Annotated in this window: 15 protein-coding genes and 1 pseudogene; 4 read left to right on the forward strand and 12 right to left on the reverse strand. The window is 62.7% G+C overall.

The window, feature by feature from the left end; all coding sequences use genetic code 11:
* Nucleotides 1–3: 3 nt before the first annotated feature.
* Complete coding sequence (locus KHO41_RS29005) at nucleotides 4–1,587, reverse strand: AMP-binding protein (RefSeq protein ID WP_211956687.1); 1,584 nt, start codon at nucleotides 1,585–1,587, stop codon at nucleotides 4–6.
* Between the two features lie 309 nt (nucleotides 1,588–1,896).
* Here KHO41_RS29005 and KHO41_RS29010 point away from each other — a divergent pair, with 309 nt between their 5' ends.
* A complete protein-coding gene (locus KHO41_RS29010; protein ID WP_211956688.1) occupies nucleotides 1,897–2,889 on the forward strand; it encodes a Bug family tripartite tricarboxylate transporter substrate binding protein in 993 nt (330 codons plus the stop codon).
* Nucleotides 2,890–2,952: 63 nt separating this feature from the next.
* Complete coding sequence (locus KHO41_RS29015; RefSeq protein ID WP_211956689.1) at nucleotides 2,953–4,101, forward strand: acyl-CoA dehydrogenase family protein; 1,149 nt, start codon at nucleotides 2,953–2,955, stop codon at nucleotides 4,099–4,101.
* On the opposite strand, the gene KHO41_RS29020 is transcribed toward KHO41_RS29015, so the two are convergent.
* The 6 genes from KHO41_RS29020 to KHO41_RS29045 all read right to left on the reverse strand — a co-directional run bounded on the left by KHO41_RS29020 (nucleotide 4,102) and on the right by KHO41_RS29045 (nucleotide 10,124).
* Nucleotides 4,102–4,806 (reverse strand): porin, encoded by a 705-nt coding sequence (locus tag KHO41_RS29020; protein ID WP_211956690.1) that lies wholly within the window; start codon nucleotides 4,804–4,806, stop codon nucleotides 4,102–4,104. It lies immediately after the preceding gene.
* A 267-nt stretch (nucleotides 4,807–5,073) separates the two neighbouring features.
* Nucleotides 5,074–5,499 (reverse strand): hypothetical protein, encoded by a 426-nt coding sequence (locus KHO41_RS29025; RefSeq protein WP_211956691.1) that lies wholly within the window; start codon nucleotides 5,497–5,499, stop codon nucleotides 5,074–5,076.
* A gap of 138 nt (nucleotides 5,500–5,637) precedes the next feature.
* Nucleotides 5,638–8,184, reverse strand: a complete 2,547-nt coding sequence (locus tag KHO41_RS29030; protein ID WP_211956692.1) for a penicillin-binding protein 1A — start codon at nucleotides 8,182–8,184, stop codon at nucleotides 5,638–5,640.
* Between the two features lie 429 nt (nucleotides 8,185–8,613).
* Nucleotides 8,614–8,970 carry an ArsR/SmtB family transcription factor gene (locus tag KHO41_RS29035; RefSeq protein WP_211956693.1) on the reverse strand — a complete coding sequence of 119 codons (357 nt, stop codon included), beginning with the start codon at nucleotides 8,968–8,970 and terminating at the stop codon, nucleotides 8,614–8,616.
* Entirely contained in the window at nucleotides 8,951–9,418 is a 468-nt protein-coding gene (locus KHO41_RS29040) for an SRPBCC family protein (RefSeq protein ID WP_211956694.1), read from the reverse strand. Before KHO41_RS29040 ends, KHO41_RS29035 begins: the two co-directional genes overlap by 20 nt.
* A gap of 85 nt (nucleotides 9,419–9,503) precedes the next feature.
* On the reverse strand, nucleotides 9,504–10,124 hold the full coding sequence (locus tag KHO41_RS29045) for a flavodoxin family protein (RefSeq protein WP_211956695.1): 621 nt from the start codon (nucleotides 10,122–10,124) through the stop codon (nucleotides 9,504–9,506).
* A gap of 291 nt (nucleotides 10,125–10,415) precedes the next feature.
* On the opposite strand from KHO41_RS29045, the gene KHO41_RS29050 reads away from it, so the two are divergent.
* Together KHO41_RS29050 and mdtD are read left to right on the forward strand one after the other, a co-directional pair.
* Nucleotides 10,416–12,569, forward strand: a complete 2,154-nt coding sequence (locus KHO41_RS29050; RefSeq protein ID WP_211956696.1) for a TonB-dependent receptor family protein — start codon at nucleotides 10,416–10,418, stop codon at nucleotides 12,567–12,569.
* 87 nt (nucleotides 12,570–12,656) lie between these two features.
* Nucleotides 12,657–14,077 (forward strand): annotated as a pseudogene (mdtD, locus tag KHO41_RS29055) (multidrug transporter subunit MdtD).
* A gap of 29 nt (nucleotides 14,078–14,106) precedes the next feature.
* Here mdtD and KHO41_RS29060 read toward each other — a convergent pair.
* The 5 genes from KHO41_RS29060 to KHO41_RS29080 form a co-directional block, all read right to left on the reverse strand.
* Nucleotides 14,107–17,586, reverse strand: a complete 3,480-nt coding sequence (locus KHO41_RS29060) for an ImcF-related family protein (RefSeq protein WP_244874081.1) — start codon at nucleotides 17,584–17,586, stop codon at nucleotides 14,107–14,109.
* Nucleotides 17,583–18,815, reverse strand: a complete 1,233-nt coding sequence (locus tag KHO41_RS29065; RefSeq protein ID WP_211956698.1) for a hypothetical protein — start codon at nucleotides 18,813–18,815, stop codon at nucleotides 17,583–17,585. Before KHO41_RS29065 ends, KHO41_RS29060 begins: the two co-directional genes overlap by 4 nt.
* A gap of 447 nt (nucleotides 18,816–19,262) precedes the next feature.
* On the reverse strand, nucleotides 19,263–20,015 hold the full coding sequence (locus tag KHO41_RS29070; protein ID WP_211956699.1) for a hypothetical protein: 753 nt from the start codon (nucleotides 20,013–20,015) through the stop codon (nucleotides 19,263–19,265).
* Between the two features lies 1 nt (nucleotide 20,016).
* Complete coding sequence (locus KHO41_RS29075; RefSeq protein WP_211956700.1) at nucleotides 20,017–22,686, reverse strand: glycoside hydrolase family 19 protein; 2,670 nt, start codon at nucleotides 22,684–22,686, stop codon at nucleotides 20,017–20,019.
* 9 nt (nucleotides 22,687–22,695) lie between these two features.
* On the reverse strand, nucleotides 22,696–25,026 hold the full coding sequence (locus tag KHO41_RS29080; protein ID WP_211956701.1) for a type VI secretion system Vgr family protein: 2,331 nt from the start codon (nucleotides 25,024–25,026) through the stop codon (nucleotides 22,696–22,698).
* Nucleotides 25,027–25,555 lie beyond the last annotated feature (529 nt).

Here is a 25,555-nt window from a genome sequence, read left to right on the forward strand (position 1 = left end):
GGTTCAGCCGCGCCCCGTCCGCACGGCGTGGCCCGATGCCGGCTGCGCGCGATGGCGGTCCTTCAGTTCGCGGCGCAGCAGCTTTCCGGTAGGCGTGCGCGGCAACCGTTCATCGAAGACGATGGTGCGCGGCAACTTCAGGCGGCCCAGCTTGCCCTGGCAGAAGTCGACGATCTCCTGTGCCAGTTCCGGCCTGGCCGGCATGCCGTCGCGTAGTTGGACCACGGCCTTCGGCACCTCGCCGAATTCCGCGTCGGGCACGCCGATCACTGCGACGTCGGCGACGGCCGGGTGCTCCATCAGCACGCTTTCGATCTCCTGCGGATAGACATTCACGCCGCCCGAGAGGATCAGGTCGGCACGGCGGTCGCTCAGGAACAGGTAGCCTTCCTCGTTGATATAGCCGAGATCGCCATAGGTCGCCCAGCCCTTGTCGTTGTAGGCGGAACGCGTCTTCTCGGGATCGTTGTGATAGGCGAACGTTGCTACGCCGGAGAAGTACACCAGCCCGACCTCGTTGGGCGGCAGTTCGGCGCCGTCTTCGCCGACGATATGGATCACGCCGGCCGAAGCCCGGCCTACCGAACCCGGATACTTGCGCCATTCGAGCGGACCGATGGCGGTGGAACCGGCGCCTTCCGAACCGGCGTAGTACTCGTACAGGACGTCGCCCCACCAGTCGAGCATCGCCTGCTTGATGTGGACCGGGCACGGCGCGGCCGCGTGGATGGCAATCTTCATCGACGACAGTTCGTACCGTCGACGCGTCTCGTCGGGCAGCTTGAGCAGGCGCACGAACATGGTCGGCACCCACTGGCTGTGGGTGACGCGGTAGCGTTCGATTGCGGCGAGCGCGGCTTCGGCGTCGTACTTCGCCATGACCACGCAGGTGCCGCCAACGTCGAGCGTGCGCAGGATGTAGCGCAGCGGCGCGGCATGGTAGAACGGCGCCGTCGACAGGTACACAGTGTGCTGGTCGAAGCCGAACGCGCGGCGCCAGGCCTGGACTTCCACGTCGGGCTTGTCACGGTCTTCGTAAGGGACCAGCGGCCGGCGGATGCCTTTCGGGTGGCCGGTGGTGCCCGACGAATACAGCATGTCGCGGCCGAGCGGGCGCTGTGGCAGCGCGGCGTTTGCACTGAAGGCGGCGATGGCCCCTTCGTAGTCGCCGAATCCCTCCGGCAACTGCGCCGCGCCGGCCAGCACGAACACCGGCAGCGTACGCGCATGCGCGTCGGCCGCGCGGATGGCGTCTACCAGCGGCAGCATTGCGGGCGATACCACCAGCAGCTTCGCGCCGCAGTCGGCCAGCACATAGGCCGCCTCGGCGGGCGCGAGGTGGGTGTTGATCGCCGTGTAGTACAGGCCGGCGCGCCGGGCACCGGAGGCCAGTTCAATCAGCCCCGGGTGGTTTTCCACCAGCAGCGCGATGCCGTCGCCGGCCTCCAGCCCGCGCGACACCAGCCATTGCGCGGCGCGGGCCGCGCGCGCGTCGAGTTCGCCATAACTGATGGTGTGGCCGGTCTCGGTCTGAATCAGCGCCGGCTTTTGCGGATGTTGCGTGGCCCAGTCGTGCAGCGTCGTCATGACGGGTCGTCTCCTCTGATGAATCTGAAATTGCCGGCGGCACGCGCCTGTGCGCCTTCGTTTGCTTGGTCGTAGTTTTTCGATACAGTGGTCTCACAACGTGCATTGTGATTGTCGAAAAATGGACCAGTCAAGCTAAATATTGAGTGAGTTCGCTGGACTTTTTGGTCCAAATCAGTCAAAGATACGGGCCGCGAGCTTGGATTTCGAGTCTTGCGTCTCATTTTTTCGAGCTATCGACGTGACGCAGAGGCACATCCCGGCAAAGAAAGGCAAATAGCCATCCAACACCATCGCAGGAGACAGACAATGCAACGCAGGCAGTTCCAGACGCTCGCCGTTCGCGCGGGCCTCGCGCTGGCCACGGCGGGTATCGCCACCTTCGCCGGCCAGGCCAATGCGCAGGCATGGCCGGCACGGCCCATCACGATCATCGTGCCGGGGGCGCCCGGTGGCACCACCGACATCCCGACCCGCATCGTGGCGCAGAAGCTGTCGGCCCTGCTTGGCCAGCCGGTGGTGGTGGACAACCGCGCCGGCTCGGGCGGCATCATCGGCACCCAGGCATTCCTGCAGGCGCCGGCGGATGGCTACACGTGGCTCGTCGGCAATACCGGCTCGCACGCGATCAACTACACGGCCTACAAGAAGCTGACCTACAAGCCGCAGGACTTCGTGCCGGTCACGGACATGATCTCGTTCCCGAACGTGCTCGTGGTGAACGCACAGTCGCCGGTGAAGACCGTATCCGACCTGATGGCCGAACTGAAGAAGCAGCCGGGCAAGCTGTCGTATGCCTCGGCCGGTATCGGCCAGACCACGCACCTGACATCGCTGATGTTCACGCAGCGTACCGGCACGTCGGCCATCCACGTGCCGTATCGCGGCTCCACGCCGGCGACGACATCGCTGATCGCTGGCGAGACCACATTCATGTTCGACAACCTGACGCAGGCGCTGCCGCAGATCCGCGCGGGCAAGCTGCGCGCGCTCGCCGTGACGAGCGACCAGCGCCAGGCCAATGTGCCCGATGTGCCGACCATGGCCGAGGCCGGCGTCAAGGACTTCGTCGTGCAGGGCTGGCTCGGCGTATTCGCCGACGCCAGGGTGCCGCGCGAGATCGTCGCGAAGATGCAGGCGAATCTGGCCAAGGTTCTGCAGGACCCCGACGTGGCGCGCCGCTTCCGCGAGATGGGCGGCATTCCCGGCGGCGAGCCGCAGGCAAAGTTCGCCGAACTCGTCGGCATGGAACAGAAGCGCTGGGGCGACACCATCCGCCTTGCCAACCTGACGCTGGACTGATGGCGCGCTGAGCGTCGCCGGGTCATATCAAGACATTACGGAATTCAAGAAAGGACAAGCAGCATGGTTACCCCTCAGATGCCCTGGATCTCGGGCGACCTGGAGACGTTCCAGGATGCCATCCGCAAATTCGTCGAGCGCGAACTGGCGCCGAACGAGGAGCGCTGGTGGAAACAGCAGCACATCGACCGCGAGGTCTGGTACAAGGCCGGCGAAATGGGCATGCTGTGCGCCAGCATTCCGGAGGAGTACGGCGGTGGCGGCGGCACGTTCGCGCACGAGGCGATCCTCACGCTCGAGCAGGCACGCGCGGGGGTGAGCAGCCTGGGCACGAACGTGCACTGCGGCATCGTCGCGCACTACATCCTGCGCTATGGCACCGAGGCGCAGAAGCGCAAGTGGCTGCCGAAGATGGCCACGGGCGAGATGGTCGCGGCCATCGCCATGTCGGAGCCGGGCGCGGGGTCAGACCTCAAGAACGTCAAGACGCGTGCGCTCAGGGACGGGGACCACTACGTCATCAATGGCTCGAAGACCTTCATCACCAATGGATACCACGCCAACCTGATCCTGGTCGTGTGCAAGACCGATCCGGAGGCGGGTTCGCGTGGCGTGTCGATCGTGGTGGTCGAGACCGATGGCCAGGAAGGCTTCCGCCGTGGCCGCATCCTCGAAAAGATCGGGCAGAAGGGCCAGGACACGGCCGAGCTGTTTTTCGACGACATGCGCGTGCCGTGCGAGAACCTGCTCGGCACCGAAGAGGGCAAGGGCTTCTACCAGCTGATGCAGCAGTTGCCGCAAGAACGCATGATCATCGCGCTCGGGGCACTCGCCGCGATGGAGCGCGCGATCGGCCTGACCGTCGAGTACGTGCGCAACCGCAAGGTATTCGGCGAAGCGTTGCTCGACCTGCAGAACACGCGTTTCAAGCTTGCGGAGTGCCAGACAAACGCCACCATCGCGCGTAGCTTCGTCAACGACTGCATGGCCAAGGTCCTGCGCGGAGAGCTGGATCCGGGCACCGCGGCCATGGCCAAGTGGTGGTGCACGCAGCGCGCCTGCGAAATCATCGACGAATGCCTGCAGCTGCACGGCGGCTACGGCTACATGATGGAGTACCCGATTGCACGGATGTACGTGAACGCGCGCGTCAGCAAGATCTTCGGCGGATCGAACGAGATCATGAAGGAGCTGGTCGCGCGCGAGCTGTGATCAGAAGCGGTGCCGCAGCCCGATCACCGCGCCGAACTGGTTGTCCCGGGCCCCGATCTGCTCGGTCGGGCCCGACAGCGCCGTCGCGTACGGATTCAGTGACGGGCCGAAACCGGTCAGGCCCATGGCCGGGCTGTTGCGGCTGCGGGCAAATCCGAGCGTGGTGAAGACGTCGGTGCGTTTCGAGTACGCATAGGACCCCGTCAGCATGAAGCTGTACGGATCGCCGGCGCCGGTCTGGGCATCGTTGTAGTAGGCCGCGCCCCCGACCTGGATCGCGGACGTGACCTGGTACTGCACGCCAAGCCAGTACAGGTTGGTGCGCAGCCCGACGGTATTGAAGCTGTCGTAAGACCAGCGGTACCCGGCGATCGCCCTTGCCGGCCCGAGCGAGTACGCGGCGCCGATGCTCGCGCGGTTAGCCAGGTTAGTGCTGCCGACATCCGGGTAGCTGCCGTTTTCGACCGCCATGAATGCCTTCAGGCCGGTGCCCGGTTCACTGCCATGGCGCAGCCCCCAGCGTGATTCCGACAGTTCCGCGGCGTATTCGCGCATGACATAGCGGCCGCCTGTGCCGGTGGCGGCCGCGCTGGCGGTGTATTCGACCCCGGCATCGGCAATGCCGTAGCGCACGGCGCTGGTTTGCGCATGGGCGGCGACGGCCAGCATCGACAGTGCGGCCAGGCAGGCTAGACGGATCTTCATGTTCGGGCCCTCGTCATGTGGGACAGCAAACCGGTCAATGGTGCTATGACGCAGAAGATCGTCTGCGCTGACCGTCTGTTTTCGCACATGGAGATCGCACATCGGCACGCGCATGCCGGATACGGCATGTCGGGCCAGTCCATGTGTCAGGCAATGCGGTGCAGCAGGCGCCCGCCCGGTCAGGCCTCGGGCGGGATTTCACTGATGAAGCAGGTATGTCGCATCAATCGGCCGCGCGCGTTCCACGAAGGCGCGGTACGAATGCTGTCAGCCCAGGCAACCGATGCCGTACTGCAGTGCACGCAACTCGTCGGCGTGTTCGCGGTAGCGGTCGGCACGGCTCCAGTATTCGGTGGTCTGCATCGCGCGCTCCGTCGCGCGTATCCGGTAGTCGATGATCAGGCACTGGTTCCAGAATGCGTTCTGCAGGCGCATGTCGGCTTCGTAGTCGGCATCGCGCAGTGCTGCCGGCTGCAAGCCGAGAGACGTCGCGGCCCGGGCGGACTTCTGGTTTTTTGCGAGGCCCGGAACCGTCTGTACATGCGAGCGCATGGTGGCCGTGACGTTGCGGTAGCCCGCGGGGCACGATGCCGATGTGTAGAGCGTTTCATTGCCGCTCTGGCATTTGGTGACTGCCTGCGCCAGGCCGCTGGCGGCCAGCAGCAACGTCATCACGGCGAGTTGTCTGACCATGGCCGTGTCCTCCCGCGAACATCGATGGAATCAATGTAGGCAGGGATCGACGCGGTTGCCAGGAGTAGTTTCCGGCCTTTGTGAAGCGCGGCAGTGTGCAGAGCCGCTTTCGCGTCACACCGGAAACCGGGGTGAAGGTCAGCCAGGCGTGCCGGAAGTGGCTGGCACGGCTGTCGCCGGTACGGAGGAGGGCTGAGCCGGCAAGGCGGCCGGCGATGCCGGTGTCGTGGTGGCCGCCGTGTCTGCCGATGGCGACGATTGGGCCGGAGCCGGAACGGGAGTCGGCGCCGGTTCGGGCGCCGCGACCACGACTTCGCCGCGATCTAGCGCCATGCCGGAAGCGTCGGACGCTTCCGGGGCATTGGCCAACGGTGCCGGTGGCTGCGGCGTGACGTCGGCTTCCGGGGACGGCAACGCCGGGCGGCGCGGTGCGGGACGCGTGGCCGGCGCGTCTGGCGTGGCCGTCCCGCCGAAGAGGCGCTTGAACCATCCGCGCACCTGCGAGGCCAGCGCGCTGAAGACGCCCGATTCCTCTTGCTCGGCAAAGCGCGCCCGGCCATCGATGATGCGGCCGCGCAACGAACGCTGGTAGAAATCGCCGACGATCGGCAGCGCGCTGTGGGCGCCTTGGCCCCAGTAGTCGCTGCGCAGCGTGACGCGGCTGTCATTGAAGCCGACCCATGCGCCCGCCACCAGCTCGGGTTGCATCAGGATGAACCAGCCGTCGGCATTGTCCTGTGTGGTGCCGGTCTTGCCTGCCACATCGGCGCGGATGCCGAAGCGCGAGCGGATGGCCGCGCCGGTGCCGCGGTCGATGACGTCGCGCATCACGTCGAGCAGCGTCTGCGTGGTGGCGGCGGGCAGGGCGCGCTCGGCGCGCGCCGGCTGGAATTCCTGCAGGACCTTGCCGTCGCGGTCTTCAATGCGCGTCACCATGGTCGGAGCGATGTATTCGCCCGCGTTGGCGATGGTGGCATAGGACGCCACCATTTCCTTGAGCGTCACCGGGCTCGTGCCCAACGCCAGCGAAGGGACCGTGTCGAGCTTGCTGTCGCGCACGCCCATGGCGCGCGCGAGCTTGGCCACGCGCGCGGGACCGACTTCCTGCATCAGTTGGGCGGTGATGGTGTTGCGCGAATAGACCAGGCCGTCGCGCAGCGACATGGCGCGGCCGCTGGGGCGGCCTTCATCGGTCGGACGCCACACTTCGCCGCCGGCAAGCTGGATCTCGACGGGCTGGTCCACCAGCGTATCGTCAGGCGTCTTGCCTTGCTCAAATGCGGCGCCGTAGACAAAGGGCTTGAACGTGGAGCCCGGCTGGCGTCGCGCGCTCTGCACGTGGTCGAACGCGTCCTGGGTGTAGTCGCGGCTGCCGACCCATGCGCGAATCTGGCCCGTGCGCGGATCGATGGCGATGAAGCCGGCCTGGATGCGCGTCTTCTGCTGGCGCAGCGCCTGCATGAACGCGGTATCGGCAAGCAGGTGCTTGAGGGCGTCTTCGGCCGGCGTACCAGCGGCCACGGCGTTGCGGTACTCGGGTGTTTCGCGCACGAAAGCCTGCACCAGGTCCTTGCTCGCGGCCCAGCCCGCACGCGGCGCCCATGCGGCATTGGCAATCGACTGCAACCGGTTGCCCTGCGCCGTGACGGCCTGCGTGGCGAGCGCCTGCAGGCGGGCATCGATGGTGGTGTGCACGACCAGTCCATCGGCATAGATGTCATAGCCGTTGCGGTCGGCCCAGCCGATCAGCCACTTGCGCAGTTGCTGGGCAAAGTGCGGCGCTGGTCCGGGCGGCTCGGTCTGGCGTTCGAAGTCGATGCGCAGCGGCCGCTTGCTGAGCTGGTCGAGGCGGCCCGCGTCGAGCTTGCCGCGCTTGACCATCTGCGCCAGCACGGTATTGCGGCGGTCCAGCGCACGCTCGGGGTTCAGCACCGGGTTGTAGTAGCTGTTGCCCTTGAGCATGCCGATCAGCGTGGCGCTCTGCAGCACGTCGAGCGAGCGCGCCGACTTGTCGAAGTACGTACGCGCGGCCATTTCGATGCCGTAGGCGTTGTACAGGAACGGCACCGTGTTCAGGTACGTCTCGAGGATCTGCTCCTTGGTGTAGAGCGCCTCGATCTTGAACGCGGTAATCGCTTCCTTGAGCTTGCGCGTCATCGTCGGCGCACGGCCGATCTCATCCGGATACAGATTGCGCGCGAGCTGCTGGGTGATGGTCGAGCCGCCCTGGCGGTCGCCGGAGAACGTGTGCAGCGCCGCCGAGGCGGTGCGCCGCCAGTCCAGCCCATGGTGCTGGTAGAAGCGGTGGTCTTCGGTAGCGATCAGCGCATCGACCACATTGGGCGAGATCTCCGACAGCTTCACCCACTCGCGGTTGGCCCACTTGAAGACCGCCAGTTCCTTCCCGTCGGACGACAGCACCTGCGCCGGACGCTCGAACCTGGCCTTGCGGATATCGCTGATGCCGGGCGTGAACGGGATCAGCACCAGCACATAGAGCAGGAATGCGGCGGGAACGGCAGCCACGGCCAGCCAGACCTGCCGGCGCGTCGGGCGCCGCAGGGACGACAGCGACTGGAGCGATGCCTGGGACCGGAGGGACGTGAGGCGCTGCACCGGTTGCAGATGTCCCCAGGCCCGGGCAAGCGGAGGGACGAGCAGGGACTTGATCTTGTCCAGCCTCATGACGCAACCACGATCATCGCAAGGCGGGGGCAAAGGACTGCGCGGGGCACTGGGAATACCGGTCTTCGAAAAGTCTGAATCCTACCAAAACGACCGGGTTTGCACTGAGAAGACTAGAGGGAGAGAACTGCATACGTCACTTTTTAATCTTGAATTGTGAGCGTTGCGTCATAAAGCTTTCATAACAGCCCGTCAGAATGCGCAGGCCTCCGAGGTGGCCGGGTATGCCACGCATCCCAGGCCGTTCCAGGCAGGTTCTCCCTAGAACGATAAGTTGGATAAAACACTGAAGAAAGCTCTCCTGGCAATGACGGTAGCCGCGGCGTCGGCACCGTGGTGCCGGGTGAAAACCAGGCCGGTGCCACCATCGGCCTGCGTCACCGGTACTAAGCGCAGCGCCCCGCCTGGCATGGCCTGGCGGGGCAGTGATCATATCGGCTCTTGCGTTTCGACGGCCGCCTTGAGTTTCAGCAGCGCGTGATCCCAGTGCTGCGAAATGGTTTCGAGCGATCGCCGCGCCAGTTCGACTTGCGCGGGATCGAACTGCCAGAGCCGTTCGCGCCCGACCTTGAAGTCGTGCGCGAGCCCGGCTTCCGCGAGTACCTGCAAATGTTTGGTGACGGCTTGCCGCGTCATGGCGCTGCCTGCCGTGAGCTGGGCAATGGACATCGCCCCGCCAGCACATAACGCGACAACCAGCCTCAGGCGGGTTTCATCGCCCAGCGCTGCAAACACTGCGGCGCGTGCCCGCAGGTCGGGCAGTGTTTCATGCGGGATGATCGACATGGCCGGCGATATTGCGCATCTGTTCGTCCCAGCCGCCGCTGTTCATGCGGAACGCTTCCAGGCGCCGACGGGGCGGGATCTGGTCGAAGCCGCTTTCGACGACGGTCAGCAACGTGCCGCCATCGGCAGGTTGGAGTTCGAACACCACCAGCGTGGTCGGCTCGTCCGAGTAGTCACGGCCGCGCTCGACCGCAGCGGGGTGCCAGCGCCATGAGAGCCGCCGCTGCGACTCCATCTGCTCGATCCACGCTTCGAACACGACGTGTTCGTATCCGGGGTAGGTCACATGGCCGCGTACCTGCGCACCGGGGGCGAAAACGACGCCGTCGTCGAATTTCACGCCAAACCAGCTGCCGAAGCTCGCGGCATCGGACAGCGCGTGCCACACACGCGCCACCGGCGCCTTGAGCACAATGCTGCGTTCAATGCGGTCCGTGGATGAAGTCATGGCTAGCCTCCTAATATGCAACTACTTGGTTGCATATTAGGAGGCTAGCCTGTAAAGCGCAACTCGCAGGCTGCGCTTTCTTGCGTCAGGCCGCTTGCTTCAGCGTGGCGAGCGCGCGGCGGCCCGCGGCGAGTTGCCGTGCCACTTCGGCGACGCGTGCGCCCAGATGCTCGGCGGTGCGCAGGTCAGCCAGCGGCGGCACCACATCGGCGCTTTCATCGGCATTGGACTGCGCGGCGGCGCCCAGGAAGAAGCCGTGGCGGTTCAGCGAATCCTCGGTCGACTTCGAATTGTTGTGGCCCGGAGGCAGGCCAAGGTTCACCCAGTGCATGCCGTGCTGGGCCGCAAAGATCGAGATCTGCTGCAGCGTGGCGAGCTTGTCGCCCGAACGCGATGCCGAATTCGTGAAGCCCGCCGCCACCTTGTTTGCCCACTTGCCACCCTTGGCGAAGACATTGCGCGAGGTTGCGTCCATGAAGCCCTTGAACTGCGCCGAGGCGCTGCCCATGTAGGTCGGCGATCCGAAGATGATGCCCTCGACCTCTTCGAGCGTGTCCCAGTGCTGGTCAATATCGTCGACGCTGATCAGCAGGCTTTCCACGCCTTCGACGCTGCCGGCGCCGCGGGCAACGGCCTGGGCCTGCTTGGCGGTGTGGCCGTAGCCGCTGTGATAGACGATGGCGATGCGGGTTTGGTGGGTGTTCATGGTGTGTTGCCTCACTCGATAAACAAAACAGTTGAATCTGGTTTCTGCCGGCTATGCGTTGTATTTGCTGCCGTTGAAAGAAGTCTAGACGGCAGAATAGGGGCGGCGATGGCTCATCTATAAATGAGTTCTTGAAATTTTTTGATAAATTGCCGTCGCACAGGAAAGGGGTTTTCCCGCAACCCGTCGCATGGCAAATCCGGCGCAGACCATATAAAGTTATCCCGCATCCACCCAACCCGGCGCAGGATGGATTCCACGACCGCGCCAGCTCGCAACCGCTCAATAACGATGACGACAGGCGGCAGGCAGGTACTGGCAGTCCGGCGTATCGCTACCCGCCATTCGGCGGTATCCGTGTTCAGTCTGCTGGCCAGTCTCGCCGCCGCGGGCAATGCGGTAGCCGCCGAGCTTGAGGTGGCACTCCCCGATGTCGTGGTCAGCGCATCGCGCAGCGAACAACGACGTTTCGATGCCCCGGCGGCAGTGGACAGTGTTCCCGTCGATGCGCTGCGCGCCATGTCGCCGCTCGTGAACCTGTCCGAAGTGCTGACCGGCGTGCCCGGTGTGGCGGTGCGCGACCGCCAGAACTATTCACAGGACCTGCAGCTGTCCGTGCGCGGCTTTGGCACGCGCTCGACGTTCGGCGTGCGCGGCGTGCGCCTGTATGTGGATGGAATTCCCGCCACCATGCCCGACGGGCAGGGACAGGCCTCGACCGCCGACCTCGCCAATGCGAGCCGCGTAGAAGTCCTGCGCGGCCCGTTCGCGCAGATGTACGGCAATGCCTCAGGCGGCGTGGTGCAGGTGTTCACGCCTGACCCGCCCAAGGACGGTTTCACCGGCCGTGCCTCGACCGGGTTCGGTTCCGACGGCCAGTGGCAGGCCGGCGTGTCGCTTGGCGGGGGCAACGACAAGCTCGGCGGCACGCTGGATGCGTGGACGTACCAGACCGACGGCTATCGCGACCACAGCGCCGCGCGCCGCTACCAGCTCAATGCCAAGGTCGTGGCCCAGCCCACCGATGCCACGCGCGTGACCGGCCAGTTCAATTACTTCAACCAGCCGCTCGCGCAGGACCCGCTGGGGCTCACGCGCGCGCAGGCTGATGCCAACCCGCGCCAGGCCGTGCCCGCCGCGACCCAGTTCGATACGGGCAAGACCGTCGAACAGACCCAGGCCGGCGTGGTGGTGGACCACAAGCTGAGCCAGGCCGACAGCCTGCAGGGACGCATCTATGTCGGCACGCGCCAGCTTTACCAGCGGCTCGGCATGAGCGGCATCGCCGCGACGTCTTCCGGCGGTATTGTCGATCTGGACCGAAGCTACGGCGGCGCCGCGCTGTCGTGGACCCGGCGCACCACCGCCGGCGGCCTGCCCCTGCAATGGACTGCCGGCGTAGAGGCCAACGGCATGCGCGACGGCCGCACCGGCTTCGTCAACAACAACGGCACCCAGGGCGCACTGCGTCGCGACGAAACCGACAAGGCCAGCGACCTTGGCGCGTTCGCGCAGTTCGACTGGACCCTGCATCCATCCTGGGAACTCGTGGGCGGCGTGCGCGCCAGCCGCGTGAAGCTCAGCATCGACGACCATTTCATCACCGCCGCCAGCCCGGACGACAGCGGGTCCACGACGTACAACAATGTCAGCCCGGTGCTCGGGCTGGTCTGGCATGCGCTGGACACCTTGAACGTCTACGCCAACCTCGGCCGAGGCTTTGAATCGCCCACGCTGACTGAAGTGGCCTACGGACCGGGCGGCGTCGGCAGCAACCTCGGGCTGCAGGCTTCCACCAGCCGCCAGGGCGAGATCGGCGTCAAGTGGCAGCAGCAGCGCCAGCGGCTGGAGGCGGCGCTGTTCGATGCCGACAGCCATGACGAGATCGTGCCCCTGTCGAACAATGCCGGCCGCACGGTCTACCAGAACGTCGATGGCGTGCGCCGGCGCGGGCTGGAACTGGCGTGGCGCGGAGGGTTTGGCGAGCAGGTCGGCGGGGCCTCGAATGGCGTGGCCGGCAGCCGGTACGAAGCCGGACTCGCCTATACATACCTGTCCGCCTATTTCGGCGAATCCTTCCTCAACGCGCAGGGCCAGACGGTGAATGCCGGCAACCGGCTGCCGGGAACGGCGCGCCACAGCCTGAACCTCGATGTCGCATGGCGGCCGCTGCCGCCGCTCGTGCTCGGCGCCGAGATGCACGTGGACAGCCGCATCTACGCCGACGACCTCAATACCCAGGCCGCGCCCGGCTATGCCACATTCAACCTGCGCGCCGGCTACGAATTCCGCCTCGGCAAGACGCGCCTGTTCGCGTTCGGTCGCATCGATAACATTACGGACCGCAAGTACATCGGCTCGGTCATCGTCAACGAGGCCAACGGCCGGTATTTCGAGCCCGCGCCAGGCCGCCGCTTCTTCGTGGGCTTGCGCGCGTCGATGTAAGACACAGGCGGACTTGCCACGCCACCCTCCGCCGGCCTAAGGTTGCGGCTTTGGCCGGCGCCCCGGCCAGCCTCGGAGTACGCAGCCATGACCACGCCCATGCCTGACGACCGCACCCGCCGCATCATGCTGTGGGTGGTGGCGGTCGGCTTCTTCATGCAGACGCTGGATTCGACCATCGTCAATACCGCGCTGCCGTCCATGGCGCGCAGCCTTGGCGAAAGCCCGCTGCGCATGCAGTCGGTCGTGATTGCGTACTCGCTGACCATGGCCGTGATCATCCCGGCTTCGGGCTGGCTCGCGGACCGTTTTGGCACGCGCACCATCTTCCAGACCGCCATCGCGCTGTTCGTGCTCGGTTCGTTGCTGTGCGCGTATGCGGGCACGCTGCCGTTCCTGGTGGCCGCGCGCGTGGTGCAAGGCGTGGGCGGCGCCATGCTGCTGCCGGTGGGCCGGCTGTCCGTGCTGCGCACGTTTCCGCGCGACCAGTATCTGCAGGCGCTCAGTTTCGTCGCCATCCCGGGCATGATCGGGCCGCTGATCGGCCCGACGCTCGGCGGCTGGCTCACGCAGGCGCTGTCGTGGCACTGGATCTTCCTGATCAACGTGCCGGTCGGCATCCTCGGCGCACTCGCGACGGTCCGCTACATGCCGAACGCGCGCCAGTCCGGCATCGGCCGCTTCGACGTGGCCGGCTATGTGCTGCTCGCCATCGCCATGCTGGCGCTGTCGTTCTCGCTAGACGGGCTTGCCGAAATGGGCTTCCAGCACGCCACCGTGCTGATGCTGCTGATTGCCAGCATGGCCGCGCTGACCGCTTACGTGCTGCACGCGGGCAAGCGGCGCCAGCCGCTGTTTCCGCTGCGGCTCTTTCGCATCCACAGCTTCGCGTGGGCTTGCTCGGCAACCTGTTCGCGCGGATCGGCAATGGCTCCATGCCGTTCCTGATTCCGCTCACGCTGCAGGTGAGCCTTGGCTATTCGCCGTTCGACGCAGGCCTGATGATGCTGCCCGTCACCGCTGCCGGCATGGCGTCCAAGCGCCTGGCCACGCGCCTGATCGAGCAATATGGCTACCGCCGCGTGCTGGTCGCCAACACCTTCGCCGTCGGCGTCGTGATGGCCGCGTTCGCACTGATCACGCCGCAGCGGCCACTGTGGACCGTGATCCCGCTGCTCGCGCTGTTCGGCATGGTCAACTCCATCCAGTTCACCGCGATGAATACGGTCACGCTAAAGGACCTGAGCGGCACTGGCGCCAGCAGCGGCAACAGCATGCTTTCGATGGTGCAGATGTTGTCGATGAGTCTTGCGGTGACGTCGGCGGGCGCGCTGCTGACCACTTTCGAGCAGGGCTTCGGCAACGGGCCCTCGGGCGTGCTGCCGGCGTTTCACGCCACGTTCATCTGCATGGGGCTGATCACGTGCGCTTCGGCGTGGATCTTCATGCAGCTCTCGCCGCAGGAGGCGCGGGCGGTGGTGCATCGGACCGAAAGGGCGGAGGGGTAGGGCTTCGTGCCGCCGATTCCAATGAATGCCTATCGCGCTTTGTTCGCCACGGATGCGCCCGACTTGCCAACAACGAAGATCCGCTCCGGCATCTGCAGGTCCCGCAGCTCCAGCATCTCCAGCGGCCCGCTGCCCACGTCTGCACGCAACTGATAGCGGATCGGGTAGACCATGCCTGATGGAGCCGGCACTCTGGCTTCACGAGCGATCAGGCTCGCCGGGCTGTCGGGCCGTGATGGCTCTCTGGCCTCGGGCTCGCTGTCGTTCACAGCAGCTCGTGCCGCGTCGGCATCGGGAACGGCTTGCCAGGTGAGCTGGAACGTAGCACTGTCCAGCGGCACAATGCGGGCCCGCTCCAGCATGCGAACCAGACCCCAGCGGCCGCCGAACTCGTAGTTCGCGCTCGTGCCCGCGGCTTCCGCTTGCCATTGCAGGATGGTGCGGGGCGCCTGAAGGTTATCCACAGGCCACGTCATGGTCTGCCAGCTCTCGCGCTGGTTGAAGTAGTGCAGCTTCTGGTTGTCGATGGTGAGCAGCGTATCCGTCAGGCCGGGTGTCGGGATTGGCTTGAGCTCGAAGCGGTATCGCGCATCGCCCTGTGTCAGCATGTGAGCACCGATACGCTGCAGTGTGGCGATGGTCTTGAGAAACGCCGGGTCGAATGCCAGCCCTTGGGCGTTGGCGGCAGGCAGCCACTGGTCGCCGTGCTGTTCGAGTACGCCGCCAAGTTGCGCCACGAGGAAGGTGTGGATCAGTCCGCTTTGCGGACGCAGGTAGCGCCCCAGCTCGGCGAACGACGCGTCATTCGCCGAGTTGGTGAACGGATAGCGTCCTGCAAATGCCGTCTTCCATGGCAACGCGATGCTCTGCCGCCAGTCATCATTCAGACTTGCCTGAGCGGGCTGCAGGACGGTTTGGGTAGCCTGGGCGATTGGCCGCACGAACAGTGCATCTCCCATACCGGCCCACTGGCTACCAAGGCTCGCGGCGATGAGTTGGGCGTAAGCCTGGGTATCGGCCAGCTCCGAGCCCTTGCCCTGGAACAGCGCCATCGCAAGCTGGCGTGCCTGAGCGTCGGCATCAGGGCTGTTCGAGACCTGCTGCAAGCGCAGACGAAGTGCTGTTGCACGGTCTAGGAAGCGTTGCAGGCTTAGTTCTCCCGCGTTGCCCTGGCCGGATTGGCTGATGAGACGCAGAACAGGGCCGAAGCCCGCGGTGAGCGGGCCTGCCGGCTCAGCGGTGGTTGCTTCGGCGCCTTCGCGCTTCTTGCCCAGCAGGTCCTTGGCCTTGTTCACCAGCGCATCTGGCAGCGACTCCTTGCGAACGCCGGCGCTGCCTTGGTACTCGAGCGACTTCATCAGCGCGATGACCGGCGACAAGCGCGCATCGGCCATCAGCTTGAGCTGGTCGATCACGCCGGGCAATGTTGGCGCGGCTTCCCACTGCAGGGTGTTCATGAACTGTTGCCAGTGTTCGGCATAGTCGGCGAAGTACTGGTCAGTGAGTGCCGTTTGGAGGTCCGAGCCCGAACTGGTGTCGTTGCCTGTCCTGCCTTCGGTGAGCACCCAATCGCTGACCACATCGCGGCGCTTGGCGGCTTGCTCAATGGCCGGAGCGACATGCTCTTCGTAGGCCTGTCTCGTGAAAGCGCCGGGCACAATCGCCGTTGTGCGCAGCAGCCCACGTGCATCCGTGCCGGCGGTGAGACTGGCCAATGTCAGGTCTGGATACTTGCGGCCGACCCCGTCGAGGATGCCCTCGTAGATGGTGTCCTGCGCGTTGCGCTCGCCGATGACGGCCAGCAGGGTCTGCCGGGTGCCGGCTACCAATTCTGCACGGGGCGTGATGCGCCACTCGGGATTGGATTTCAGGTGCTCGGCATAGAACCGGGCAAATCGCTCGGCCAAATCCTGCTTTTGTCCGGGCGTGATTCTCGCGTCTGTGGTCCAGTGCTGTGCCAGTTGTTGTGAAAGGAATGCCGCATCCGCGCGCTCTGGCTGGGCGAGCATCAGATAGGTCTTGAGCGTGTCGTGGCCCGCCAGTGCCCACTTGCTGGCTTCGGCACTGAGGCCGCTGGTCTGTAGTTGCGAAAGGTCTGTCAATGTAGCTTCGAGATCCTGCGTGACCGGTGCAATGAGGATGTCTCGGCTGGACTTGGCGTAAGGCTTCCACAGGGCCGCCAGCACCTCGTCGTCTCGGTTCAGGCCAAAGCGGGTTGAAAGGGGCGCGTGGTGGTGGATGCGGTACTCGTAGCGTTGGATTTGCTGCTGCAGGGTATCAAGGGCCTGTAGGCGTGCGATGGCATTGGGGGCCGTCCTGATGTCGTTTGCCGACTCCTTTGCGGCCTGCACGTCCTGCGTGTTGCGGAGGCCGGACGACAACATCCCTATGATCCACAACGCTGTGCCCGTGAGGATAAGCACCCCGACGAGCGTGATCGGATGCCATGCCGTACGACGACCGGGCAGGTTTCGCACGGACTCCGCTACGTAATGCCACAACGGGAGATCGCTAGGCGGTGCCGTCTGAGCTTCGCCGCCAACAGGCGCAAACAGAATGCCTCGAATTGTGGAGTGCCGGCTGTACGAGCTCATTAGCTTGGCAAGCCAATTGGCCAGCGACTCGGCCCGGGTATCCAGCTGCTGGGACAGATACCCCAGGTACCGTTCTCGGGCTTGCTGTGGAAGTCGCGCCAAACTGTGTTGGCCGAGTTGCCCACGCAAGGTCAGCAACTGCGACTGGATTGCCGCGGCGTCGGCCTGCTGTGGAAGTTCGCAGGCAATCAGGGGCACATCGCTGGGGGCGTCCACATTGGACTGCATGACCTCAAGCGCATAGACGGGGGCGGAGTAGCGCAGCGCATCTGTGATACGTACGAGTTGGCCGCCATCGTGGGTCCCTTTGCGATCCGTGGTCGTTGCCTCGATGCCATCAGTGACAAGAAGAACAGCATCAATCGGGCGACGGCGCCGCAGTTGGTAGATCTGCTTCAGGACGGCGGTGTCGAGTTGGCCATCGGAACTCGCTTTACACCATAACAGGACAGCATCTGGCGTGATTCGCCAGCCAGTTTCGACCAGCTCGGGGACCAACTGGCCGATCAGCTTGTCGTTGCCGGTCAATAGCAGCCAGGGTTGTCGATAGCGCCACCGCCAGCCATGCAACAGACGGAGCGCATCGCGCAAGGTCCGGCCTTGATGGCGTGCCTGGTCTTGCGCTTCGGCTGTCGACTCATGATCACCCGGTGTCCCCTTGCTCTTATCGTAGAAGGCGATCCACCGCATGGCCTTCAGCGACGCAATCTTGAGCAGAATCGTCTCGAAAAACCGAATGAAGATCAACATCAGCAGACCGACCGAGAACAGACCTAACTCAATGGCCACCAGTTTGTAGCCTGTCCAGCCGATCTCGGGCCCGTTAGCGAACGCAGCCAGCATCAGACCTGCGACGATGATCCCAATAACAACGCCGAAATAGAGCGCGACGCGCTGAGGCTTGTATTCATTCATGTTGATGTCTTGCAAACAAGGGCGATCAATTCATCGCCTTGCTGAGAGAGAACAAGTTCAGGACCGCCGGTAAGCCGCGCGTGCTCCAGGGCCAGTACGAGGGCGAGCCACGGTCCCGCGCCGTCGCACTGGCCGACGGTCGCGCTGACATCCGTCCACTGAAGGTCCTGGCTGAACTGCGGAGAGGCACTTACGGGATGGGCTAACTCGTCGGCCAACGCATGACTCCAGATCGTGTGAATCTGAGACGCCTCCACACCACCCCAACGCAAAGCGCGTGCGAAGGGTTCGCCTTCGGCGTCGAGAGTGCCCGTGGCCGGCCGGTGAAGACGTAACGACGTCTCGTTACGCATCACGCCAGGACGTGCGACCAATAGCGCGACACCGGCTTCGGCGTCACCGTCGTCGAGCAATTCACTGATGGACCTACGAAAATGGAGAGACAGAAGCAATACCGCCTCGCCCGGTCTGAGCTGATCGTGCCAGTCGTCCACGCGGAACAGCGAGACGTGGTCCGGACTCCCAGTGATCTTGATCTGAAGCGAAGGCGCCTTTGCCAGAATGAGTTTCTGCAGGGAACCCTCAACGTGATCCGGCTTCACCAGTGATTTGAGGCACAAATCCACGTGAAGGATGGTGAGCGACGGGAGCACCTTCAGCGCGCCGCCGATGCGTTCGATCAGCCGGCCCAAGACCCAATCGCACAACGCTTCGTGCCGGACGTTTTCGAGCAACACGTTGCCGGAGTAAAAAGGGTCGCCGGGAATTTCAAGCCAGCGCGCCCGTACATCGGTGCCGAGTTGTCCCACGCTTGGCTTGAAATCCAGATGCAACGTGCCGTTGAACACACCTTGGGCGTCATTTTCTTCATCATTGGAGGAAAAGCACCATGCATGTCCCAGCACAACGAGTGGCTTGCTTGACAGTGCGTGGCGTTCTTGTTCGATGCCGTCACTGACACGGTTAATGGCCATGGCTTCGCTGCGACGGGCATAGCCGATGCCGAGCGAGCAGCATAGAAGGGCCGACCAGACGAAGATCGGGTAGATGGCGGTGCAGCACCAGAACCATAGCGTGTTGGAAGGCGTGCTCTTTGGCCACAGCATGACGGTAAGGCCTGCGCCTAGAGCGAGGATTAAGGCGAGCAGGAATGTCCACAGGATGATGGATGGGTGCGGCGGCGGGGGGACTGGTACCTGTGGTGGTATGCGTTGGAAATCGATGGACATTTGTCGCTTGGATGTGCGGAGCGAGGTGGCAATCAGGACCCAACTGCATTCGGACAGGTTTCCTTCTTTGGCCAGGAGCACGCCTGGGTCAAGTGCGTGACCTCTTCAAGACTTCCGCTTGCGCTAGATCCGGCTCCAGACAGAGTCACTCGATGCACCCGTCAAGACCGCGCTCGATTATCTTAATTTCAGTCATTTATTTAGAAGTCCTTTCACCGAATCTGCAGTTTTGTAGGCAAATACAATCGACTTACTATCCTTTCGCGACGGCGCACGACATGCAACGCCCGCTCCGACATCTGCATAGACCGACATCCACATTGACGCTAACAGCAGGCACGCCGCACAAGACATAATGCGAACAAGTATCCTCATATCCAAAAAATACCATATCGAAAATCTCTCTATAGATCGAAAGCGATGGCCAAATTTGACCATCCACTGGTGTTACCGAATTTTTCTAAATCTCCTTTCGATAAAAACAGCGTCAGAGATTCTTCCCTCAATCCTGAGTTGATTAGCAATCCAACCATATACATCCATATTTTCACGACTTGGGGGGTGGCATGCAACAAGATTCCCCACACCAAGGTCGTCGGAAATTCTATCGCTCAACTTGTATCTTGTCGGCTTGAACTCTTGTGAATCGCGGAATTCTAGCCAAAGCTGGTTTACAGGTTTGAACTGAAGCTTAATCATTGCATCAGTAGCCTCATCGACCCGATCGCCCAGTCCCACCACCCAGAGATCCTTCTCTTTGTCCCATTCACCACCGCAAATTCCACCGGTCTGATTGCTTAGCAGGCAGCCCGTTTCCGTTGCCAGCACAGGACAGTATTGCCTACTGGAAACACTTGGATCTTTTTCTCTTGGTTCGTAATCAAGAATCCCGGATCGGATTATCGGCAGGACGATATACTTTCCACTTGGAGATACGCGTGAATCGGTCGGCCCCGAGAAAATTGTCCCACCCAGCTTGGATAGCCGTTCCTGAGGTAGCAAATTGAATTTTTCGCCCTTTGGCGTGATAGCTATCACCGTCTTCCACCCTTGCTCAAATAGCTTCTTCTCTTTCTTACTAACTGGATCAGAAAAGATAACCTTGGAGCCATTGCTAATGGATAGAACGACATCCTGTGCATGCGCATTCATTACAACAAAAAATACAAGGCCGCCCAAAAATCGATATGGTTTCTGCATTTTAAGTTAACCGTTCTCTTAGGTGCATGAAGCGCGGTGAAGCGACGCCAGTCGTCATATCGCGATGATGTCCGTAGTGCTCAATGATTTCCCTCTCGATTACCGCTCTCTGCGCACCCCATTCGTTGGGGTTACGCGATACGTCAGGATGACTTGTGAAAAAATGATCTAAAGATCTCCCAATATCTCGCTCAAGATAACCGGGTCGGTTTACATGATGATCCAATGCCGTTGCACGACCGAGATCAGTTTGAAAATAGCTCCCGATTGAGTACATATATCCATTTGGACGATGAGGGAGAATCTCGTTTCGGAGTCGCTCGAGAAAATCCATGATCTGTCGACGTTCAAATCTGACGTCTGAGATAGCGTGTACGATGACAGCAAGAGGGGTATTCTCGACAAGTTTTCGATTGTTCTCCGCTGAGCAACCTGCACGAATGATTTCCCGCAGATCGCGGCCAGTCTTTTTTCTATCGCCAGTCAAGGTTGGGTGCGTGTAATGCATTTTTGCCGAGCCCCCGCCCCCCTCCACACTCCAACCGCATGCCTCAAATAGCTCTCGATATGCGCCTTCGTCATCTTGTCGAAACCGTGCTACTTGCGTGGAAAACTCGCCCAGACCATCGGATTTGATCGTTTTTTGCATTGCTCCTGCTGTCAAAACTTCGCTGTCATAGGACTGAACCGAGTCAAGGTTCCCTTCGTTCGGGGACATTGCAACCAGTATCCGTTGCTCACTTGACGAAACCTCGCCTTTTCTGACGAGGTCGATAAGAACTACGGAACGTTCTAGAGGCCTATTCCCGGAGTATTGGGGACCGTATTGACTGCGATATTTGACACACTGGAATTTTCCGATATAGCAGCAGCCACATTCGCACGCCCCCTGCCCGTTTGCGAAGTTCCCCAACAAACCAACCAAGTGAATATGAAAGACATTCGGCGCTGGCAGATCCCTCACCCCTACCTTCACTGCATCCCACCACACTAGCCTCTCAATACGTTTTTTCTCCTCTCCGAATTCCGCCCGTTGTCCTGTCCGCGCCTCCATCTCCCCAATAAGCTCCTGCCACTTCCCCGGATTAGCCCATTCACTTTCATGTCTAATAAGCAACCGCGACACCCGTAGCGCCCGCCACGGATCATCAGCCACCTGGCAAAGTTCGTCCGCAGCGCGGCTGCCATCGCCCCGGGGAAAAATGGCTCGGTACACTTCGGCCATCAGCGGACTAAGCTTCCCGAGCGCGGCGCGCCCTGGCACGTCCTCCTCCCTCCGGTAGTCGATGTACGCTTTAGTGGTCGCAAACATTGTGTGCGTCGGGTCATGCGGCTTTTCAAAGATCCCGAAGTCGACCCACGACTGCGCAAACTCCCGCGTCACCCGTCCGCCTGAGAAGCCCTCCTGCCTCACCCAGCCGTCGATGTCCCGACCGAACTCGTCAACACCTTTGACATGCCACCAAGGGATCTTCCTGCCGTCGCTTTCGAGGCGCTTGTTGTCAGGATTCTTCTCCAGTTCGGAAATTGCGATGACCTGGATGACGTCGGTCACAGGGGGGCGCTCCCCTTGGTTGAGCGGCGCCCTGTACAGCGTCGTGTTCGCCGCGACGCGCAGTATCGTCGGCTCGCTAGAAAGACCTAAAGCTCTCCATTTCGCTTGGTCGTGGCCATGCGCCGCTACCCAGTCGCGCGCCTGTCTGATGAAATCCTTAATACCGTCGCCGCAAAACACCTCAATGTGTACCGTGCGGTTCTCCGCTCGCCGACTCAGTGAGTCATACCGTCCGAGGTGGCCGATCAAGTCGCCGGCCTTGATCTGAAAGGGCGTTTCGAGCGTGACCACACGATCGACCTTGGAATCGGGCATAACCTCCTCAGCGGCGTAGTGACCGCCTTCCCTGCCGAGAAACACCCAGCCGTTGTTTGCCGCGTTCGGCTCCACATAGCCGCCGGCAGACGGTGCGATCAGTTGGGTGCCCTGTGTGTCCTTGATCTGGCCCCAGTCGCCCTCGCGCTTGCTGATGCTGAACTGCGCCCCCCGCGGCAGAATGCAAAGCGGTGTGCCGTGCGGCTGTGTCGCGCGTACCTTGAGCCCTATCTGATCCGCAGGGACCACACGACCAGAACCCGCAGTCGGCTTGTCATGCGCGAACTGTGTCACCTTGAAGTCCGGCATCCAGTACGCAGGTTTGGGCAGCGCCCTGTCGCTCTCGTACCCGGCGAGATCCTGCAAGTGCATGTACAGGCTGAAGAACGTCAGTTTGTTGTTCTTCGGAAACTCCATCGTGTGCCGCACCAGCGCGAATCCGGTGCTGTAACGCGCCTCCCCCGCCGGCTCGGCGCCCTGCGCCGGCATCTGGCTGACCAGATAGGCGCGATTGATGCGGAAGGCCACCACCTCGCCATCGGCAATGCAACGAACGCCATATTTGAGGTCCAATGCCGCGCCAGCGCCAAGCTCGGATACATGGATGCCGCCGTGCCACATGCCCTTGGAACTGACGGAGTAGTTGCCGAGCGACTCCCTCTTCAGGAGCTTGTGAAACTCATGTTCATCCGTGAACTCGGCACCTGCCACGTTGCCTTGCCCTTTCTTGCGGAACGGATAGGCGAAACGCAGTTGCTTGACGCGGGCGTCCGAAGAATTCGTCGGTGTCTGATTTGCCATGCTCTGCGCCTATTCCGAGAAGCCGAAGTTCACGTCTTGCTTAATGTCCTTGACCGGCAGTTCAGACCAGCTCGGGAAAGTGAAACTGCCGCCGGCTGGACCGGCGATATTGAGATGGCCCTTGACATCGATCTTTCCGGCGGGGCTTGCCAACTCGATCCGTCCGTTGGCAATCTTCACGTAGGCCCCCGCGCCGTCGCCGAGCGTGATGCCATTGGCGGCGGTGATGACCACCTCGCCCTTGGTTGAACTGACCACGACGTTCCTGAGCGCCATGAGTTCCAGCGCGTCACCTTGGGCCTGGACTTGCACCTTGCCTTTAGCGGCGAAGATCCGGATGCCAAGCTTCGCAGCGAAGAGCGAGATGGCCTCGCCGGCCGATGCGGTGATCCGCTTGAGCACGCCGATATCAAGGCCGCTGCCAGCCGTTACGAACATCTGCTGACGCGCGGCGAGTTGCATATCCTTGCCGCTGGCGATTCCCACGCCCTCCGGCGCATTGGCGAGAATCGCGGGCTTTTTCAGACCGAGAAGCCGCTGCTCGATCAACGTGCGCTGCTGATCGACCTCCGCCAGCCAGGCTTTTGCCGCACTCGCCGAATCATTCAGCGAGTGCAACAGGTCCACGGCCTGTCGCAGGGTGGCCTCGGCGGACTCCATGTCGAGTTGCTGGCCGCCGGCATTCGGCTGGTCGTCCGCTGTGATGAACAGCCCCTTGCCCCCACGCAACGCCCCATACCCAGACGTCCTCAACTCAAAACCCTCCCCCCGCTTCTGGCGCTGTCGATCAACCAGATAGCCCAGGTTCAGCTGCGTCTTCCCCCCATACTCCGTCGACAGCTTGATGCTCTCCTGCCCCTCCCAATCCTCCATCCGCAACTTGTTGTTGCTCTGCGTCCGGATGACGTTGCGCGACAGCCAGCGATCCTTGGTCGTCACCAGGTCTTCATGCTGACTGTGATGCAGCGCGTGCGCGATATAGGGCTTGTTCGGATCGCCATCCCGAAACGCGACGGCCACTTCAGTACCGTCAATCAGCGGAAAGTGGAACCCAGTCTGTCGCGCCCCTGCGAAAGGCTTGGCCAGCCGCAGCGGGACACTCTCGGCGCCCTTGGGCCACTCGTCGAAATCGAGGTCCAGCCGCACAACGTAGTGACCCTGCTGCGTCAGGTAGGCGTACTTGTAGTTCTGTGGCGAGGTGACCCGCCCGCTCAGCGTGCCGGCGATACGCGGCCATTTGTTCTCGTCAATCGGCAGCCTGAATCGACGATCCGACGGAATGGCCTTGTAGCTATTGCGGTAGGCCCTGTCACGCCCGCCGCTGTGGATAACTTCGGTAATGACTTGCCCGTTCGGCGCATCAGGCAGATCCACATCCATCCGCAGAATTCGCGCAGGGCGCAGATCCAGGATATTGCTCTGGCCTTCATAGATGACTTGCCCGGCCAGCGCGGCCTCGTGGCGCAGTTGCGCTTCCCATTTGGCGACTGCCATGTCGAGATGGTGTGTGCCGTAGACATAGGCCTGTCCGTGCGTGGTCTTGTCCTGGCGCGCGATGTTGGCCTCGGCCCTGAAGCGCTCGTACGACTGATCCGGGTTGTAATCGGCCGTGACGAACGAGGCCGGTACGGTCTCCACGTGTGTCTGGAGGTCGAACACAGTTTCCAGCCCCGATTCCAGACCTGCCGTCTCCCGATAGGGCACGCGCAACTCGGGCTGGTAGATGTAGTGATCGATGTCATCGCCCAGCGTGAACAGATCCCCGAATTGCGTCCCGAACTTGCCTGGCACGAAGTAGCTGTACAAGCCCTCCTGTTCCATCAGCAGGCGAATATAGTCCCAATCCGACATCTGGTACTGGAGCCGGAACTTGTGCTGTGGATACTGCCGCCGGATCCTGAATGCGAACTGATGGCCTTCCAGGCCGTGCCGCCGCAGGATGGCTTCGATGATCCGCGGCGCGGTCATGTTCTGGTAGACGCGGCTGGCCTTTGCCAGTGTCAGCAGGGCCACCTTCGGTCGCAGCTCCATTTCGTAGGCGCAGAAGTCCCGCGTCGTCCTGGTTTTGGAGAACCGCATGATGCAGCCGCCGAACGTCCGGCGTTCCGAATCCTCGCCCGGGTCGATGACGAACGTGGCGTCCTTGCGCAGGTAGTCCGCGCGCGCCAGCTCCATGGGATGCGTCAATGCCACCTTGACGCAGTAGGGCTCGCCCAACTTCTCCACCGCCGTGAAGGACACCACAGAGAGCCCGGCGGCGCTGCGCGCGCTCGGCACTTCAAGGAAATACGCCTGCCGTCCTGTCACCGCGTTCGTGCTGCCGTCGATTGCTTGCGCCATGGTGGATCCCAAGGGAGTCGTGCTGGTTTGGGCGCTGTGCGCCCGGCGCAATAGATGATTCCAAGTCAGGCAACAGCCGGATATAGGGAAAATTCGAAAGATCAGTGTGAAATTTCGTATTCGGTGCTGTTTGGACGGCTTCGGCGGTCAACGTCCGTTGACGGCTGCGTCTGGAGAATGGGGTGCGACAGGGAATGCCTTGTTGTCACCCCGACCTCCGGTGAATGCGGGGAAAAGCTTGGGCAAAGCGATGGGGCGGGGTCCGACGTGTGCCATTCGTCGGCAAAGGGAAATGCCGGTTCCGCTTCGCCGATGTGGAGTTGTGTCAATATTGCTGGCATTGACCCAGGCGGGGAGGCCGCGACTGCTCTCTGCCATTGATTCGAGCCGCAGCCGGTTTCCATGCCATCGTATCCACTAGTCTTACTGTGTCACAAATATAGCCTGACATCCCAGCAACACGGACAGCGCGGAAGCTTGCTGGTGATCGCGCGGGCGATGAGTAATCGCAACGTGGAAATCGAGTCAG

It is taken from the genome of Cupriavidus numazuensis, from assembly GCF_905397435.1.
Classification (GTDB): Bacteria; Pseudomonadota; Gammaproteobacteria; order Burkholderiales; family Burkholderiaceae; genus Cupriavidus; species Cupriavidus numazuensis.

Bases quoted from the DNA above. Each gene is read 5' to 3' on its own strand.
- KHO41_RS29005 (WP_211956687.1), bottom strand. From the start codon at position 1,587: ATGACGACGCTGCACGACTGGGCCACGCAACATCCGCAAAAGCCGGCG.
- KHO41_RS29010 (WP_211956688.1), top strand. From the start codon at position 1,897: ATGCAACGCAGGCAGTTCCAGACGCTCGCCGTTCGCGCGGGCCTCGCG.
- KHO41_RS29015 (WP_211956689.1), top strand. From the start codon at position 2,953: ATGGTTACCCCTCAGATGCCCTGGATCTCGGGCGACCTGGAGACGTTC.
- KHO41_RS29020 (WP_211956690.1), bottom strand. From the start codon at position 4,806: ATGAAGATCCGTCTAGCCTGCCTGGCCGCACTGTCGATGCTGGCCGTC.
- KHO41_RS29025 (WP_211956691.1), bottom strand. From the start codon at position 5,499: ATGGTCAGACAACTCGCCGTGATGACGTTGCTGCTGGCCGCCAGCGGC.
- KHO41_RS29030 (WP_211956692.1), bottom strand. From the start codon at position 8,184: ATGAGGCTGGACAAGATCAAGTCCCTGCTCGTCCCTCCGCTTGCCCGG.
- KHO41_RS29035 (WP_211956693.1), bottom strand. From the start codon at position 8,970: ATGTCGATCATCCCGCATGAAACACTGCCCGACCTGCGGGCACGCGCC.
- KHO41_RS29040 (WP_211956694.1), bottom strand. From the start codon at position 9,418: ATGACTTCATCCACGGACCGCATTGAACGCAGCATTGTGCTCAAGGCG.
- KHO41_RS29045 (WP_211956695.1), bottom strand. From the start codon at position 10,124: ATGAACACCCACCAAACCCGCATCGCCATCGTCTATCACAGCGGCTAC.
- KHO41_RS29050 (WP_211956696.1), top strand. From the start codon at position 10,416: ATGACGACAGGCGGCAGGCAGGTACTGGCAGTCCGGCGTATCGCTACC.
- KHO41_RS29060 (WP_244874081.1), bottom strand. From the start codon at position 17,586: ATGAATGAATACAAGCCTCAGCGCGTCGCGCTCTATTTCGGCGTTGTT.
- KHO41_RS29065 (WP_211956698.1), bottom strand. From the start codon at position 18,815: ATGTCCATCGATTTCCAACGCATACCACCACAGGTACCAGTCCCCCCG.
- KHO41_RS29070 (WP_211956699.1), bottom strand. From the start codon at position 20,015: ATGCAGAAACCATATCGATTTTTGGGCGGCCTTGTATTTTTTGTTGTA.
- KHO41_RS29075 (WP_211956700.1), bottom strand. From the start codon at position 22,686: ATGGCAAATCAGACACCGACGAATTCTTCGGACGCCCGCGTCAAGCAA.
- KHO41_RS29080 (WP_211956701.1), bottom strand. From the start codon at position 25,026: ATGGCGCAAGCAATCGACGGCAGCACGAACGCGGTGACAGGACGGCAG.